The organism is Shewanella sp. SM73, from assembly GCF_025653795.1.
Lineage (GTDB): Bacteria > Pseudomonadota > Gammaproteobacteria > Enterobacterales > Shewanellaceae > Shewanella > Shewanella oncorhynchi.
In genome coordinates this window covers 1-15,907 of sequence record NZ_JAKKRY010000006.1, presented here as the reverse complement: position 1 = coordinate 15,907, position 15,907 = coordinate 1, and the positions used below count along the sequence as shown (strand labels likewise).

Genomic DNA, 15,907 nt, shown 5'->3' with positions numbered 1-15,907 from the left:
CAGCTTAGGTTATTTAGGTATAGAATTTCATAATAACAGCAAAATCATAAGGTCCTACAATGGCGCTGCACAGTATAGAAGAGATCATCGAAGATATTCGTCAAGGCAAAATGGTTATTTTGATGGATGACGAAGACAGAGAAAACGAAGGTGATTTGATCATGGCGGCCGAAATGGTCACGCCAGAAGCGATTAACTTTATGGCTAAATATGGCCGTGGACTTATTTGCCAGACCATGACTAAAGCCCGTTGCCAGCAGTTAAACCTGCCTTTAATGGTGACGAATAATAACGCCCAGTTCTCGACTAACTTTACGGTTTCTATTGAAGCGGCGGAGGGTGTGACTACCGGTATTTCGGCCCACGATCGCGCTGTAACGGTGAAAGCGGCTGTGGCTAAAGAGGCTAAAGCGTCTGATTTAGTGCAACCAGGGCACATCTTCCCGCTAATGGCACAGGATGGCGGCGTATTAACCCGCGCAGGCCACACTGAAGCAGGCTGTGATTTAGCCCGTCTTGCGGGACTTGAGCCATCGGGCGTTATCGTTGAGATTTTGAACGAAGACGGCACTATGGCACGTCGCCCAGATTTGGAGATTTTCTCCGAGTTGCATGGCATCAAAATCGGCACTATCGCGGCTTTAATCGAGTATCGCAACACCAAAGAAACCACGGTTGTGCGTGAAGCGAAATGCAAATTACCGACCCGTTTCGGTGAGTTCGACATGGTGACCTTCAGAGACACTATCGACAATCAACTGCACTTTGCCTTAGTCAAAGGTGAGGTGAAAGAAGATTGTTTGGTGCGCGTGCATTTGCAAAATACCTTCAACGATTTACTCCACTCAGAGCGCGATCAGCAACGCAGCTGGCCACTCGAAAAGGCGATGGAGCGTATTTCTGCAGAAGGTGGTGTATTGGTTTTACTCGGGAATCAAGAACACCCCTGTGAAATCCTCTCTAAGGTGAAAGCCTTTGAAGCCGAAGATCAAGGCCAAGCGCCTGCTTCTGCAAAATGGCAGGGGACATCGCGCCGAGTGGGTGTGGGTTCGCAAATCCTCGCTAGCCTTGGCGTGACTAAGATGCGTCTGCTCAGCTCGCCTAAACGCTACCATTCACTTTCAGGCTTTGGCCTTGAAGTGACTGAGTATGTGGCGGACTGAAACCCAAAGTTACACTGAAGTAAAATTAACAATTTCTGATAATTTGCATAGGGCTCTGGGCAATTGGCTGTGATATCATGTCGCCACTTTTCGCCCCGAGCTGGGTGCTTTAGCTAAATTAGGTAAGATAATGAACGTAGTTCAAGGTAATATCGAAGCGAAAAATGCCAAAGTTGCGATTGTAATTTCGCGTTTCAACAGCTTTTTAGTTGAGAGCTTGCTTGAAGGTGCACTTGACACGCTGAAACGTTTTGGCCAAGTCAGCGACGACAATATCACTGTTGTCCGTGTACCAGGTGCGGTTGAGTTGCCGCTAGCTGCGCGTCGCGTAGCTGCCAGTGGTAAATTCGACGGTATTATCGCATTAGGTGCGGTGATCCGTGGTGGTACTCCTCATTTTGATTTTGTTGCAGGCGAATGTAATAAAGGTCTAGCTCAAGTTGCTTTAGAATTTGATCTGCCTGTTGCTTTCGGTGTTTTGACCACTGATACCATTGAACAAGCGATTGAACGTTCAGGTACCAAAGCGGGTAACAAAGGCGGCGAAGCTGCTCTAAGCCTGCTTGAAATGGTCAATGTTCTGCAAGAACTTGAACAACAGTTGTTATAGTAGGAAAAATAATGAAGCCTTCTGAGCGCCGCAAGGCCCGCCGTTTAGCCGTTCAAGCCATCTATTCATGGCAACTAAGCGGGAATAATATTGCCGATGTCGAGCATGAGTTTTTAACTGAACAAAGTCTCGACGGTGTTGATGTAGCTTATTTTCGTGAGCTATTTTCAGGCGTTGCAACGAAGAAAACCCAATTGGATGAGCTGATCATCCCGCATCTGGAACGCCCGATTGATGAAGTGTCTCCAGTAGAGAAAGCCATAGTTCGTTTAGCGACCTATGAGCTGACTTTCCGTAAAGATGTGCCATACAAGGTCGCGATTAACGAAGCGATTGAGTTGGCAAAAGCTTTCGGTGCGGACGAGAGTCATAAGTTTGTGAACGGACTGCTCGACAAACTGGTTGCACGCAAGTAATAAAGACAAACGGTATCTTAGGATACCGTTTTTCATTGCTAACAAAGGTGGCCGATGTAAGTCGTGCCAAACTGTACAGTGAAAGAATTCCAATTAATTGAATGTTATTTTAGCAACCGCGGCCCCACTCGCCGTGATGTGAAGCTTGGCATCGGTGACGATTGCGCTTTAGTGCAACCCGCAGAAAACAAGTCGATCGCTATCTCCTGTGACACCTTAGTCGAAAATGTCCATTTCTTCCCCGATATGCCTCCCGCTGCCTTAGGTTACAAAGCTTTAGCGGTAAATTTATCTGATCTGGCTGCCATGGGCGCTGAACCCGCGTGGATGACGCTTGCCTTAACTCTACCCGAAGTCGATGAGACTTGGCTCAGTGGTTTTAGTGAAGGCTTGTTTGAAGCGGCCGATTACTATGGCATCGCCTTAATTGGCGGCGATACGACTCGTGGTCCACGGGCGATTAGCATCACAGTGCACGGCCAAGTCCCACAGGGTAAGGCACTCACGCGTCATGGTGCTAAAGCGGGTGATTGGATTTATGTCACGGGCACGCTCGGAGATTCGGCCTTAGGTCTGGATATCATTCGCGGCGCGCAACAGGCTAGAGCCGAGCATAAAGAATTCCTGATCAATCGCCATTATCGTCCAACACCAAGAGTCTTAGCGGGCCAAGCTTTACGTTCGCTTGCCTCCAGTGCTATCGACCTTTCCGACGGGTTTATCTCGGATATCGGTCATGTGCTTAAGGCTTCGGCAGTTGGTGCGGTTGTCGATGTTAATTGCATCCCGCTTTCACGGGCGATGCAAGATACCGTCAGCGAGGAGCATGCCTTAGGTTATGCGCTTACGGGGGGCGAAGATTATGAACTGCTGTTCACCGTTCCTGAAGCGCAAAAAGGTGCGCTTGAGACAGCGTTGAGCCATGCAGGAGCAAAGTTTGTTCGCGTTGGACAAATTTGTGCAGGCAGTAAGCTCAAGTTGCAACTCAATGGTGAGCCGTTTACACCACCGTATCACGGTTTCGAGCACTTTTAAGCGAAGAGCATGTTAATGAAATGGTTGTCAAAGGATCAGGTGCTAACGCGCCTGTCATTAAAAAATCCTGTCCACTTTTTGGCACTCGGTTTTGGTAGCGGACTCGCCGCTAAAGCGCCTGGTACTTTCGGTACCTTAGCAGCCATTCCCCTCTATTTATTGATGGCGCCATTACCGCTCACTTGGTATATCGGCTTAACCTTATTGAGCGCATTTGCGGGATTTTATATCTGCGGTAAAGCCGCTCAAGATATGGGGGTACACGATCACGGTGCGATTGTGTGGGATGAAGTGGTTGGGCTACTGATCACTATGATAGCGGCACCAGCAGGTTGGGGTTGGTTGTTAGTCGGCTTTGGTCTATTTCGCTTTTTCGACATCATCAAACCTTGGCCTATTCGATGGCTCGATGCCAAAGTTCATGGTGGTTTTGGCATTATGATTGACGATGTGTTAGCGGGCGTGTTTTCGTTTATTTGTCTGCAAGGGCTAGTCTGGTGTTTTAGCTAACATTATCGCTAACCCGACATGTTAGTTAGCATGGCCAACAACTAACCCTTAGTTTTTGATATAGCCCCTTAGCTTGTGATATAGAGTGTGTAGATTCAAGCGTTTAGCGACCTCATTCGTTATCTGATCCATACTACTATTGCAGCAGTTCCCTTGCGTTCGCGAGGGTATTGCTGGTGATAGTATCGCCACCTAACAGTCTTGCAAGCTCTTGGATACGCTGCTCACGATCGAGCGATTTCATTGTGGTCTCAGTACTGCCTGCCTTATTAAATTTATCGACAAACATGTGTTGATGACCATTGCCCGCAACTTGCGGCAAGTGAGTCACGCACAGTACTTGGGTCGATTCCCCTAAGCTGCGTAACATGCGGCCCACTACTGCTGCGGTGGGGCCGGAAATCCCGACATCCACCTCATCGAAAATTAATGTCGGTGTGGCAACTTTCTTCGCGGTAATCACTTGGATCCCTAGCCCTATCCGTGAGAGCTCACCGCCAGACGCGACTTTCGAAATCGGTTGCAAAGGTTGGCCAGGGTTAGTGGTTACCATAAATTCGATATTGTCACTGCCATTGGCTGACATTTGCTCGGGGTGGAAATTGACTTCGATCGTAAATTTACCCTTAGGCATATTCAGTTCGTGGATTGACTGAGTCACCAGTTTGTCGAGTTCTTTAGCATAGCGGGCTCGGCTTTGGCTGAGCTTTTGCGCATTGCTAAGATAAGCGGCTCTACTTGCCTCGACTTGAAGCTGAATTTCTTCAAGTTTACTTTCATCACTGTCTAAGGTGCTTAGCTCAGCCTTTAATGCTAAATGATGCTCGGCCAGTTTATTCGGGCTAACATGATGCTTACGCGCCAGTTGCATGGCTTTTGATAGCCGTTCTTCTAAATAGGCAAAATGGGTCGGATCGAGTTCAAGCTTACTCAAATAGTGCTGCAATTCGCCGGCACTTTCTTGCACTTGGATTAAGGCATCATTGAGCATAGTGTTGATATTGCTTAATGCAGGATCGTAGCTTTGCAGATCTTCGGCGAGGGAAACGACTCGATTGAGCAGCGACTCTATATTGTTCTCTTCGCCCTCTGTGAGTATATCTAAGCTCGCCTGACAGGTATCAATCAACTCAGTGCCATTGGCCAGACGTTTGTGCTCTTGCTCAATCTCATCGAACTCATCAACTTTAAGATCAAACTCATCGAGTTCTTCTACTTGATATTGTACTAATTGCTTACGGGCAATACGTTCATGCTGGGAGGCTTCGAGTTGCTTTAGATCGGCCTCAATTTGCTTGCAGCGTTGAAAGCTAGCGGCAACCGTATCGATAAGCAATCTGTGGTTGGCATAACTGTCGAGCAGGGTGAGTTGATGTTCACTTTTTAACATTGCATGGTGGGCATGTTGGCCGTGAATACCAATAAGCAACTGACCCAGTAATTTTAGCTGCGTCAGCGGCACTGGATTACCATTGATGTAGGCGCGTGAACGGCCATCGCTACCAATAGTCCGACGTAGAATGCACTCATCATCGAGTTCAAGATCGTTATCTTCTAACCAACGTTTTGCCAGTGGAATATCATCCAAGGAAAAGCGGGCGCTGACCTCGGTTTTATTGGCTCCGGGACGAACACTGCTGGCATCGGCGCGATTGCCTAGGCATAGGCCTAGCGCATCGATGGCAATCGATTTACCCGCACCGGTTTCACCTGTGATGCTGGTCATACCGGGGCGAAAATCCAGTTCTAAAAAACGGACGATAGCGAAGTTATTAATGCTGAGTTGGCAAAGCATAGTGAATTCCTGTCGAAAAACATACCAAACCACTGTATTGATAAACAGTATATACTGATTTTATATACAGTAAAGTGGCTTGGGTAAATAATCGGCATTATTGGTAGTAAATATTTTTAATTAACTGATTATGCATAGGTTCTTACTAAGCTTTCTAAGATAGGTAAACTGAAGAAAGTGACTAAGGTGCCAAATAGAATGCCTTGAGCACTGGTTGAAGCCTGAGTGTTATAACGCTGGGCGAGTAAGTACACGCTAGCCGCGGTGGGCAGTGCGCTCAAGATCACGCCCATGATCAGGTAGTCACCACTTACGCCAAAACGGTTAAGCATAAAGTAGACGAGTGCCGGTTGGATAGCCAGCTTGAAGAGGTTGATAAGGCTCAGTTCGATAAAATTCTTGGGGCTAAATACGCTGCTATCTTTCTGGTAGCGCATCGCTTTGGCGAGTACCATGCCGATAGCAAATAGGGCGCAGGGGCTTGAGGTATTGCCTATTTGCTGGATCATTAGCGCCAGCCCTGACGGCAGTTTTATCTCTAGCGCCGAAATGCCGACGCCAATTAAGCTACCAATAACGATAGGGTTTTTACCGACCGCCATCGCCATTATGACTAAGGCGTGGTGTTGTCTTTGGGTGTTAGTGGCCAGTTCCATCGAGACTAAGGCGACGGCAAACATCAGCACGGATAATAAGCTGGCAATCGCGGCGGCGACTAACGCACTTTGCTGCTGCGGAAAGAGGATGATGAGCAGTGGAATACCAATAAATGCCGTATTACCAAAGGTGGCATTGAGGGCTCGAATAGCGGCAACCGCATGCTGTTTAGGGTTAGCGATCAGCGATAGCCCAAGGCAGACAAGATAAGTGATTACCATAGCTGTGCTGTAGCCCGCAATAAATCCCCATTGCAAAATCTCGTCAATCGGCTGCTGGGCGAGGGCGATAAGCATGATTGCAGGGAACGCAATATAGTAGACATATTGGTTTAGCACTTGATCCGTATCGACGGGCAAGAGTTTTAGTTTTTGCACAAGTGTGCCGAGCAACATGATCCCGAAGACGGCAAACAGAGGGGTTAAAATGGTCATTTCCCTCACTCATCCTTACGATTAAATTTGAATAAACTCGCCCACCGTCGTCATTTTACTGTCGCTATGATTCTTGGTGGCCAGAGTTACAGCACTTGCTTCTTTTTATGTCACTTTAGAGCCAGATTTAGCGCCAGCGCAGTAAAACTCGCCACAAAATAACATACCATTTCAATCTAAGGCTATTGCGCTATGGTCGTATAAGTGAATAATTCAATGTTTAAAACACAATCACTTAGTGAATTTAGCGTTTTAACGTCAATACCCAATATGTGAAATTAGGATATGCAATGAGTGATGATTTAGGCGCTGAACTACAACTTGTCTATCTTTTTGTGCATTTAGTCAATGCGGGCAGTTTTTCGCAGGCGGCGAAGGAGCTCGATATGCCCATCGCCACTGTGAGCCGCAAGTTAGCGAAGTTGGAAGAGAAGCTCGATAAACAGCTCTTTATGCGCAGCACCCGTAAGTTGCGACTGACAGAGGAAGGGCTGGCGCTCTTTCAACGCTACCAGAGTGTGGTTGCTCAATTTGATGAACTAAGTGGTTTAGGCAGTGATAAACCCGAGGGGACCTTGCGCATCGCCGCGCCGATTTCGATTATTTCCATTGTGTTTATTCAGGCATTGAATGAGTTTGGCCGTTTGTATCCTGATATCCGTTTGCACATTTCCCAGAGTAATGAGTTAGTCGATTTGATTGACAAAGGCATAGATGTGGCGATTGTTGGCGGGGCTCAGCCTGATTCTTCTTGGGTGTCGAGTACCTTAGGCGAGCTCGACTATTGCCTGTTTGCCACGCCAGAATATTTGGCTCAGGCACCTAAACTTGAGCATCCCGATGATCTTGAAGCCCATCAACTGATAAAAGTCTGGCCGCTGTTTAATTGGCATTTAAAGCATCCAAGCGGCGAGTCTTTTTATTTTAATGGCCCGACTAAGCTCACCCTCACGGATTTACACGGAGCGATTCAGGCGACCTTAGGCCATGGCGGGATCTTGTATGGTCCTGAACTATTTGTAAAACAGCAGATTAAAGAGGGAAAACTTAAAGTATTACTGCCGGAATGGATTGGCGAACAGAGGCGAATTTCGATTTTATATCATCAGCGCAGCCAGCAGCCGCTAAAGGTAAGAGTCTTTATTGAGTTTATGCAGTCAAAGGCGCCAGAGTTATTCTCTATGCGTTGATTTAACGAGGGGAACTGATTTTTAGCGTCTTTTAGGTTTTACGGTGTTTTTGCTCATAGTATTTTGCGTTTGTTTTGCGTCTTGCAGGCTGGAGCGTGTCGCGGGCAGTATGCCGAGTTCTAAGAAGTATCCCACTAAACGCCGCAGTTCGAATAAAGAACCGATACGCTGTTGATCTTTGATGGTCAGTTTCCAACTGTCGGTTCGTCCTTCGCTATTGGTTAAGACAAATCCTTGATAAACAATCTTTTTCATTGGAATAACTCAATATTGGCTGATGGAACTTGCTAGCCTTGGTCTTACTCGTTTTGTGGCTTGCATGAAAGTGATTGCAGTCGAGACTAGAGGCTTATTGTTTAGAAACATTGTTTAGAAATAAGGGTGCTTGAGTAACCCCAAGCACCCCCATCAATTAAGCGACGCTGATACCGATATTTGATACGCCAGCTTCGATAATGTCTTTGCGTAAACCTTTGACCAGTTCTGCGGTGATCTTCGGATTTTCTTCAATAATTTCCAGCAGAGAATTTTGTAATTCTTTCTCTTCTTCCATGACTTCATGGGCGAAAACGAAATCATCTAACGCTTCATCCACCAAATCGACATCGCTGATCGCTTCGATGTAGTTAGCCACTGTGCTGGATGATAATTTGCTGATATTGACTATATCTTCTTCAATTTTGCCTTGAATCGCACCTAGTAAGGTCGATATGGCGACCACAGCATCCATGGCAGGATAGACGCCATAGGCTTCAAAATCAGCAGGATCTGGGGTGTTATCTTCCAGGCGTTGCAGATGCACATCGACATTGAATTTGAGCTTGGAGTCGTACTGGGATTGCCACAATAGTTCTAATGCGGTACTCAACACAGTAGGATCGCCAAACTCACAGACTTCGGAAAACAGTTGATAGTTGGGCAACATACGTTGGCAAAGTGCAGTGGCAAAGAGTTGTTTTTGTGGCAGTGTTAACGCCTTGAGACGTTTAAAGAAGCCCGTTTTTTTGGTCATCTGTTATTTCCGCTGATAGCTGTGATATCACTTGATTTGCCGCAGATTCTACCTTAGTTAACTCATCAAGTAACTCTAGTATTTCGGGTTCGAGATCTTCAACCGATGTTTCACGTTTTAGTGCCGATTCAATTTCTTGGCATAATCTTTGGGTTGTTGGCACGCCGCAGTAGCAGCTCGCACCATGCAGCTTATGGATAGTACTGAGCATGACAGGGTGATCGTTTTGACTTAGCGCCGTTTGAATCGTCGCCACGGTTTGCGGCAATGAGTCGAGCAACATTCTGAGCATATCTAAGGCGAGATCGGCCTTGTGATTGGCTTGGGTTAAGCATAAATCCCAGTTCAGCGTATGCAGGTCAAAATGGGTGAACTTAGGTCGAGTGATCCAGCGATGAATAATATCTTTGAGCGCCGCTTCATCAATAGGTTTAGGTAAATATCCATCCATACCACTGCCTAAAATCAGTTCGCGTTCTTCGGCAATGGCATGGGCTGTTACGGCAATTATCGGCGTGTTGCGGTTCATCGAGCCTTGGCGAATTTGCTTCGTGGCACTAATGCCATCTGTGCCAGGCATTTGAATATCCATAAAGATCAAGTCGAAGGTGCGAGTCTTCGCCTGTTTAACTGCCTCATCACCACTGTTGACGGCAACCACAGTCGTCACTAATTCGCTGAGTAAAGTATCAATCAGTTTTAAGTTGGCAAAGTTATCATCTACCGCGAGCACAGTTAAAGATTGGCGCGCAACCGGCGTTGATATTGTCGCAGGGGCTATGATGTCGTACTCCATCGGTGGATAGAGTAAGTTGCGCGCAAGCTGATGCTCACTGACTGGCAGAGACAACACCACATCGGCATTCGGGCGAATAAATTGGGTTAAGGCATCCTGTTCTTGGCAATCGTATAGCACGATAAGGCAATCTGTTTTGGTCTTCGCTAAGTTTAGTGTACTCACCAGTTGTGCTGAATCGCTAAACCCATGGCAACTCAAGAGAACATAGTCGTATGGCGCTTCAGCCGTGGTGAGCGTAGTCAACAAGCTTGGGATATGCTGATGATGGGTGACTTTTGTATCCCATTGATTCAATTGGCGGCTCAAGACAGCATGAGTCAGCACTCGCGGTTCGTAAAACAGTATAGTTTTGTCTTTGAGTTTTTCGAGCGGCAGTGAGTCACCGATTTGGAATTGACCTAAGCCGAGCGGCAAACTGAACCAGAAGTTTGAGCCTTTTTCTGGGGATGAAGTAAAGCCGATTTGGCCGCCCATTTGATTCACTAAACGTTTAGTGATCACTAAACCTAAGCCAGTGCCACCAAAGCGGCGCGAAATCGACGAATCGGCTTGGCCAAAGGCTTGAAATAAAAAGTCCTGCTGGCTTTCATCGATGCCGATACCTGTGTCGACCACATCACAGCGCAGTACCACTTGTTCATCCGATTGGCTCTGCAGTTCGATTTTGACCATCACGCTGCCAGAGTCAGTGAATTTAATCGCGTTACCAACCAAGTTATTGATGATTTGGCATACGCGCATGGCATCGCCATTGACATTGTCGGGCACGTTGGGGGCGATATCGACGACGAGTTCTAGGCCTTTGGCCTGGGCGCTGCCCGAGATCAAGGTAATCGTATCGCTTATGGTTTCCCTAAGGCCGAAGGGCATGTTTTCTAACACCATTTTACCGGCTTCGAGTTTAGAAAAATCGAGAATGTCGTTGATGATACCCAGCAGGTTAGTGGCGCTGCGTTCTATAGTCTTGATGTAATCCACTTGGCTCGAATGCAATGGTGTTTTGACTAATTGCCGCGCAAAACCGATAACGCCATTGAGCGGCGTACGTAACTCGTGGGACATATTCGCTAAGAATTCAGATTTAATTCGGCTGGCTTCTAGGGCGCGTTTTTTAGCTAAATCCAGCTCGACGTTTTGGATTTCAATCTGCTCTAAGGTTTCCCGCAGATCCGACGTTGCTTGGTCGATATTTTGCTGCATCTCATCATGGTATTCCGATAGCGACCCCGCCATGGCATTGATGCCGCGTTTGAGTAAGTCCAGCTCACCAATCAAGTTGCCATCTAAGCGGGCGTCTAATTTACCTTCACGGATTTTAGCGACGACGCGCACCATTTCAGTAATGGGCTGAGTGACGTTTTTCACTAGCCGGAAAGTAAATAGCAGGTTTAACTGCACGCCGATCAACACGATAATAAAGGCGGCGACTGCGGCTCTATGCTGCTCTAACAAGGCGCGTTCTTTATTGATTATTATCGAGATATAACCTAAAAGATGACCATCGTCTGTCTGGATATCGTAATTAGCGGGAGCAGCAATGGGGCCTGTGGCAAAAATGGGCGTCCGTAAAATAAGGCTGTCGTCCACATGTTCAATTTCGGTTTTATGCAGCGTGTTGAGGGCTTCTTTGTAGCGCATAATCTCAAAGTCTTTGTGATAGTGGGAGGTCACAAAGAGTTGATTATTGGCATCGAAAATCGCGATGGATTTTACTAAGGTGGATTTGTTGAGCTGTGCCGCCGCGAGTAAGCGTTTGGTCGCCTCGCGATCATTCGCCACTAAGCCGATCTCACTGGCAATCGACAGCGGCTCGATAATATTGCTGCCCTGTTCGACGAGCGTATCTTCGAGCTCATAAAAACGGTTTATGGTAAAGTAGCTGCCTAGAAGGATACCGACCAAGATTGTTGGCGCAAGCGCCAGCACAAGAACCCAAGAACGTAGGCTGTATTTGGTCATGTTGTTGACAGGGTTCATAGCAGCGGCGGTGTTTCCTGTGACAGAGACTAAGATAATTTTATAAGACTGCCAGAAAGAGGGCGGTCTTTGCCAGTATTTTATTGATTTAGAGGCCGAAATGGCGCAATTTTTTAAAGCAAAACCAAATAGTTCCAAACAGTTGTCGGCTAAGTTATCACTGAGCGTAGAACAGCTCGATCACTTAGGGGCTGGTATAGCACAACATCAAGGTAAAGTCGTGTTTATCCCTGGCGCTTTGCCCGATGAAACCGTAACGGTACAGCTCACCGAGCAAAAGAAAAATTATGCCCGTGCCAAGTTGATTAAAGTCGATTCATCAAGTCCTGAGCGCGTTGAGCCAGAGTGTCCACACTACCACACCTGCGGCGGCTGCGACTTACAGCATATGTCATTATCGGGTCAGCGTGAGCATAAAGAAGCCGCGTTGCTGGATATTATGGCTAAGTTTGCTGGCACTGAAGGCGGTGCTTTATCACCCGCACTCACGGGTGAAGGTTGGCATTATCGTCGCCGAGCCCGTCTTGCAACTTTATTTGATAAAAATACCAAACATTTAAGCTTGGGTTTTCGTGCCGCTAGTAGCAGCAATGTGGTGCCAATCAGTCAATGTCTGGTGTTAGCTAAGCCGTTATCGGACTTGATCGTACCCTTTGCTAAGTTGCTGAACCAATTGTCGGCTAAAGCCAGCTTAGGCCATCTTGAGTTAATTGCCGCCGATAATGGTCATTTCGCCGTGCTGCGGATCACTAAGGCGCTAAACGATAAAGATTTCGCTAAGTTGTCAGTCTTTGCTGAGCTGCATCAGATCCATATTTGTCTGCAGGACAACGAAGGGCAATTCCAAGGCGTCGGCGCCAAGTTAGTGTTACCTGTTTATCAACTGTTAGATGAAAATGCGCAGTCGGATGCGGTGAGCTTAAGTTTCACACCAGGTAACTTTGTGCAAGTGAACGGACAGATTAACAAGGCCATGGTCGCTCAAGCGATGGATTGGTTAGCGCCAGCGCCAGATGAGCGCATTTTGGATTTGTTCTGCGGCATGGGTAATTTCAGTTTGCCCTTAGCGAAAATGGGCGCGGATGTGATTGGCGTCGAAGGGGTTGCCGAAATGGTGACTCAGGCACGGGTGAACGCGAAAGCTAACAATCTGGATAAACTGACCTTTTACCACGGCGATTTAAGTGCGGATTTATCCCTTGAGCCTTGGATGGGCAAGATTGATAAATTACTGCTCGATCCCGCTCGTGCGGGGACATTTGAAAGCTTGCAATGGCTGAAGAAAATGAAGCCGCGCAAAGTCGTGTATGTTTCGTGTAATCCTGCGAGCTTGGCTCGCGATAGCGCTGTACTGTTAGAGCGCGGTTACCGATTACAGCAATTGGGACTTATCGACATGTTCCCACAAACACACCATATCGAAGCCATGGCACTGTTTGAATTAACCAAGTAATTTGCGCTGGCAAAGTAAGCAAAGCGTTTGAATAACGTAAAAAATGTGATTATTACGTCGGTTGGGTTTGACAAGTTCGCGCCAATGCTGAAGATAGGAGAGCTGAAGTGGTGCCCACTTTCTCTCTGAGCACGGATAAGGAAATAAATTAGATGGTCTCTGTTCGCGAAGCGCACTTTAATGATCCCGATTTTCACTTAGAAGATTGGGTAGCTCGCTATGTTGGTCATGCCGATGAAGCGCAGATGCTGCTCTCCTTGATAGGGCAGATTGACGCCTTACCCGCCAAGAGTCCTGCGGCGAAGAGAGAACTGCTCGAACGTGCTCGAGAGATGATTGAAATCCTCGCACCACTAAACATGGATATTGAAACCCTGCAGGCGGCAATTTTGTTTGTGGTGCTCGATGCTGGGTTACTGACCGAAGAAGCCATCCAAGAAAAATTTGGTGAGCCGCTGGCGCGTTTAGTCGCGAGTGTCGTGACCATGAACGCGATTGGCGCCTTGAAAATCAATCCTAATAGCCGCTCAACCGAGCCGCAAATCGACAATATCCGCCGCATGTTATTGGCTATGGTCGAAGATGTGCGCGCCGTGGTCATCAAACTGGCCGAGCGTGTGTGTTTGCTACGGGCGGTGAAAAATGCCGACGAAGAAACTCGCGTGCTGCTGGCCCGTGAAATTGCCGATATTTACGCGCCGCTGGCTAACCGTTTGGGTATTGGTCAATTAAAGTGGGAGCTGGAAGATATTTCTTTTCGCTATCTGCATCCTGATACCTATAAAGACATTGCTAAGCAATTAGATGGCAAACGACTGGATCGTGAAGTTTTTATCGACAAGTTTGTCAGTCAGTTGCAACAAAGATTAGATGAAGATCAAATTCGCGCTAAGGTCTACGGCCGGCCGAAACATATCTACAGTATTTGGCGCAAGATGAAGGGCAAGCACCTTAAATTTGATGAGTTGTTTGACGTGCGCGCCGTGCGTATCGTGACTGAACGTCTGCAGGATTGTTATGGCGCGTTAGGTGTGGTGCATACGCTTTGGCACCATATTCCTCGGGAATTTGACGACTATGTCGCTAACCCAAAACCTAACGGTTATCAATCGATTCATACGGTGGTGGTGGGGCCTGAGGGCAAAACCGTTGAAATTCAAATTCGTACCCAAGACATGCATGAAGATGCAGAGCTGGGTGTGGCCGCCCACTGGAAATACAAAGAAGGCAATCATTCCGGTAAGCAAAGCGGCTACGAAGAAAAAATTAACTGGCTGCGTAAAATTCTGCAATGGCAGGAAGACGTGGTCGAAAGTGGCAACTTGGTCGAAGAAGTGCGCAGCCAAGTGTTTGAAGATAGAGTCTATGTGTTCACCCCTAGCGGTGAAGTTGTCGACTTGCCACTGGGCTCAACCGTGCTCGACTTTGCCTATTACATTCACTCTCAAGTGGGGCATAAATGTATTGGTGCTAAGGTCGATGGCCGTATTGTGCCGTTCACCTATCAGGTTGAAACGGGTGAGCGAATCGAAATCATCACCTCGAAACAGCCCAACCCTAAGCGTGACTGGCTTAACCCTAACTTAGGTTATATCCGTACCTCGCGGGCGCGTTCGAAAATCCAGCATTGGTTTAAGCAGCAGGACAGAGACAAGAATATTGTCGCCGGCAAAGAAATGCTCGAATCTGAACTGGCGCGGGTGAGCCTTAAAATTAAAGACGCGGCCATTGCGGTCGAGCGCTTTAATATGGCGAGCATGGATGACTTACTGGCGGCCATTGGCGGCGGTGATGTGCGTCTGCATCAAGTGGTTAACCATATTCAAAGCCGTCTGCGACTCGACGAAGTGTCAGAAGAAGATGCCGTCGAAGAGTTAGTTAAGAAAGGCCAACATAAGCCGACCTCCAGTGGCCGTGGTCAGGTTGAAGTCAACGGTGTGGGTAACTTGCTTAACCATATCGCCCGTTGTTGCCAGCCCGTTCCCGGGGATGAGATTTTAGGTTTTATCACTAAGGGCCGCGGTATTTCTGTGCATCGCGCTGATTGTGAACAAGTTAAAGAGTTAATGCGGGTTCACCCAGAGCGTGGCGTTGATGTGGTCTGGGGCGAAAATTACTCCGGCGGTTATCGGATGCGTTTACGGGTATTAGCCCACGATCGCAGTGGTTTATTGCGCGACTTAACCTCAGTGCTGGCTGCTGAAAAATCCAATGTACTGGCCATGAGTTCGTCATCGGACACTAAAAATCAGACCGCCGCGATTGAGTTGGAACTGGAGCTTTATAACCTCGATGGTTTATCGCGGGTGTTATCTAAACTGACCCAAGTCGATAGCGTGATTGAGGCAAGACGACTTTAAGGCTTGTAACGCCTTTCGAAGCGAATAGCCTCGAAATCTCTAGCAATATAAAAGATACATAGAAGGCATCTAGAAGCTAGAAAGAAAGTAATCAAGGATTGGGGCGGCAAGGCGAATTTCGCTGGCCGCCTTTTTTATTTGGTTTTTATGGAAATTGAGCGGGATTACCAGTCAATTTAGTCTTTGTATGCTTAGCTGTTGCTGCAAGCCATTCATAATGGCTTGCCATGGCATTTGCTCCCCGACTCGCAGCAAGTCCTATATGGACACCTCGAATAGATCAACCACTTTTTGAGTAACAGAAAGTAATACTGCGTACGTATATCCGACCTGTTTGTGAGAATCTTTGTTCTCTGGCCTTAATGAGAACCGCGCCTTTGCTGCTTATCGTCCTTTCGGAGTCATATGCTCCTTGTACTCTCTCAGCATCTGCAAAGGCCGGTATTACCTGTTACTTCATTATCTGTAGTCGTGTTTTTGGGGTGAGTTTAATACT

The 15,907-nt window shown here is 47.3% G+C and carries 13 protein-coding genes; 8 read left to right on the top strand and 5 right to left on the bottom strand.

The features are described 5' to 3' along the window. The first annotated feature begins 59 nt into the window (after nt 1-59). The 5 genes from ribBA to L5M51_RS10355 all read left to right on the top strand — a co-directional run bounded on the left by ribBA (nt 60) and on the right by L5M51_RS10355 (nt 3,734). On the top strand, nt 60-1,163 hold the full coding sequence (gene ribBA / locus L5M51_RS10375; RefSeq protein ID WP_028761388.1) for a bifunctional 3,4-dihydroxy-2-butanone-4-phosphate synthase/GTP cyclohydrolase II: 1,104 nt from the start codon (nt 60-62) through the stop codon (nt 1,161-1,163). 130 nt (nt 1,164-1,293) lie between these two features. After that, nucleotides 1,294-1,773, top strand: a complete 480-nt coding sequence (ribE, locus tag L5M51_RS10370) for a 6,7-dimethyl-8-ribityllumazine synthase (RefSeq protein WP_006082639.1) — start codon at nt 1,294-1,296, stop codon at nt 1,771-1,773. Between the two features lie 11 nt (nt 1,774-1,784). Next, nucleotides 1,785-2,189 (top strand): transcription antitermination factor NusB, encoded by a 405-nt coding sequence (gene nusB, locus L5M51_RS10365; protein WP_006082638.1) that lies wholly within the window; start codon nt 1,785-1,787, stop codon nt 2,187-2,189. A 78-nt stretch (nt 2,190-2,267) separates the two neighbouring features. After that, nucleotides 2,268-3,224 carry a thiamine-phosphate kinase gene (gene thiL / locus L5M51_RS10360; protein WP_049821775.1) on the top strand — a complete coding sequence of 319 codons (957 nt, stop codon included), beginning with the start codon at nt 2,268-2,270 and terminating at the stop codon, nt 3,222-3,224. A gap of 15 nt (nt 3,225-3,239) precedes the next feature. Then, a complete protein-coding gene (locus L5M51_RS10355) occupies nt 3,240-3,734 on the top strand; it encodes a phosphatidylglycerophosphatase A (RefSeq protein ID WP_028761385.1) in 495 nt (164 codons plus the stop codon). 136 nt (nt 3,735-3,870) lie between these two features. On the opposite strand, the gene recN is transcribed toward L5M51_RS10355, so the two are convergent. Then, entirely contained in the window at nt 3,871-5,529 is a 1,659-nt protein-coding gene (recN, locus tag L5M51_RS10350; protein ID WP_131523581.1) for a DNA repair protein RecN, read from the bottom strand. A gap of 128 nt (nt 5,530-5,657) precedes the next feature. After that, nucleotides 5,658-6,620: an AEC family transporter gene (locus tag L5M51_RS10345; RefSeq protein WP_263146999.1), complete on the bottom strand. Its 963-nt coding sequence runs from the start codon at nt 6,618-6,620 to the stop codon at nt 5,658-5,660. Nucleotides 6,621-6,910: 290 nt separating this feature from the next. Here L5M51_RS10345 and lldR point away from each other — a divergent pair, with 290 nt between their 5' ends. After that, nucleotides 6,911-7,810 (top strand): LysR family transcriptional regulator LldR, encoded by a 900-nt coding sequence (lldR, locus tag L5M51_RS10340; protein WP_105251752.1) that lies wholly within the window; start codon nt 6,911-6,913, stop codon nt 7,808-7,810. A 21-nt stretch (nt 7,811-7,831) separates the two neighbouring features. On the opposite strand, the gene L5M51_RS10335 is transcribed toward lldR, so the two are convergent. From L5M51_RS10335 to barA, 3 genes are all read right to left on the bottom strand, one after another. After that, nucleotides 7,832-8,065 carry a DUF3319 domain-containing protein gene (locus tag L5M51_RS10335; RefSeq protein WP_006082632.1) on the bottom strand — a complete coding sequence of 78 codons (234 nt, stop codon included), beginning with the start codon at nt 8,063-8,065 and terminating at the stop codon, nt 7,832-7,834. A 157-nt stretch (nt 8,066-8,222) separates the two neighbouring features. Continuing rightward, nucleotides 8,223-8,822, bottom strand: coding sequence for a YjaG family protein (locus tag L5M51_RS10330; protein ID WP_028761381.1), 600 nt, complete (start codon nt 8,820-8,822; stop codon nt 8,223-8,225). Then, nucleotides 8,797-11,598, bottom strand: a complete 2,802-nt coding sequence (barA, locus tag L5M51_RS10325) for a two-component sensor histidine kinase BarA (protein ID WP_105251754.1) — start codon at nt 11,596-11,598, stop codon at nt 8,797-8,799. Before barA ends, L5M51_RS10330 begins: the two co-directional genes overlap by 26 nt. Before the next feature lie 100 nt (nt 11,599-11,698). Here barA and rlmD point away from each other — a divergent pair, with 100 nt between their 5' ends. Both rlmD and relA read left to right on the top strand, forming a co-directional pair. Next, nucleotides 11,699-13,051, top strand: a complete 1,353-nt coding sequence (gene rlmD / locus L5M51_RS10320) for a 23S rRNA (uracil(1939)-C(5))-methyltransferase RlmD (protein WP_263172580.1) — start codon at nt 11,699-11,701, stop codon at nt 13,049-13,051. Nucleotides 13,052-13,203: 152 nt separating this feature from the next. Then, nucleotides 13,204-15,411 (top strand): GTP diphosphokinase, encoded by a 2,208-nt coding sequence (gene relA, locus L5M51_RS10315; RefSeq protein ID WP_028761378.1) that lies wholly within the window; start codon nt 13,204-13,206, stop codon nt 15,409-15,411. The last annotated feature ends 496 nt before the right edge of the window (nt 15,412-15,907 follow it).

Bases quoted from the DNA above. Each gene is read 5' to 3' on its own strand.
- barA (WP_105251754.1), bottom strand. From the start codon at position 11,598: ATGAACCCTGTCAACAACATGACCAAATACAGCCTACGTTCTTGGGTT.
- nusB (WP_006082638.1), top strand. From the start codon at position 1,785: ATGAAGCCTTCTGAGCGCCGCAAGGCCCGCCGTTTAGCCGTTCAAGCC.
- ribE (WP_006082639.1), top strand. From the start codon at position 1,294: ATGAACGTAGTTCAAGGTAATATCGAAGCGAAAAATGCCAAAGTTGCG.
- L5M51_RS10345 (WP_263146999.1), bottom strand. From the start codon at position 6,620: ATGACCATTTTAACCCCTCTGTTTGCCGTCTTCGGGATCATGTTGCTC.
- L5M51_RS10335 (WP_006082632.1), bottom strand. From the start codon at position 8,065: ATGAAAAAGATTGTTTATCAAGGATTTGTCTTAACCAATAGCGAAGGA.
- relA (WP_028761378.1), top strand. From the start codon at position 13,204: ATGGTCTCTGTTCGCGAAGCGCACTTTAATGATCCCGATTTTCACTTA.
- lldR (WP_105251752.1), top strand. From the start codon at position 6,911: ATGAGTGATGATTTAGGCGCTGAACTACAACTTGTCTATCTTTTTGTG.
- L5M51_RS10355 (WP_028761385.1), top strand. From the start codon at position 3,240: ATGAAATGGTTGTCAAAGGATCAGGTGCTAACGCGCCTGTCATTAAAA.
- L5M51_RS10330 (WP_028761381.1), bottom strand. From the start codon at position 8,822: ATGACCAAAAAAACGGGCTTCTTTAAACGTCTCAAGGCGTTAACACTG.
- ribBA (WP_028761388.1), top strand. From the start codon at position 60: ATGGCGCTGCACAGTATAGAAGAGATCATCGAAGATATTCGTCAAGGC.
- recN (WP_131523581.1), bottom strand. From the start codon at position 5,529: ATGCTTTGCCAACTCAGCATTAATAACTTCGCTATCGTCCGTTTTTTA.
- rlmD (WP_263172580.1), top strand. From the start codon at position 11,699: ATGGCGCAATTTTTTAAAGCAAAACCAAATAGTTCCAAACAGTTGTCG.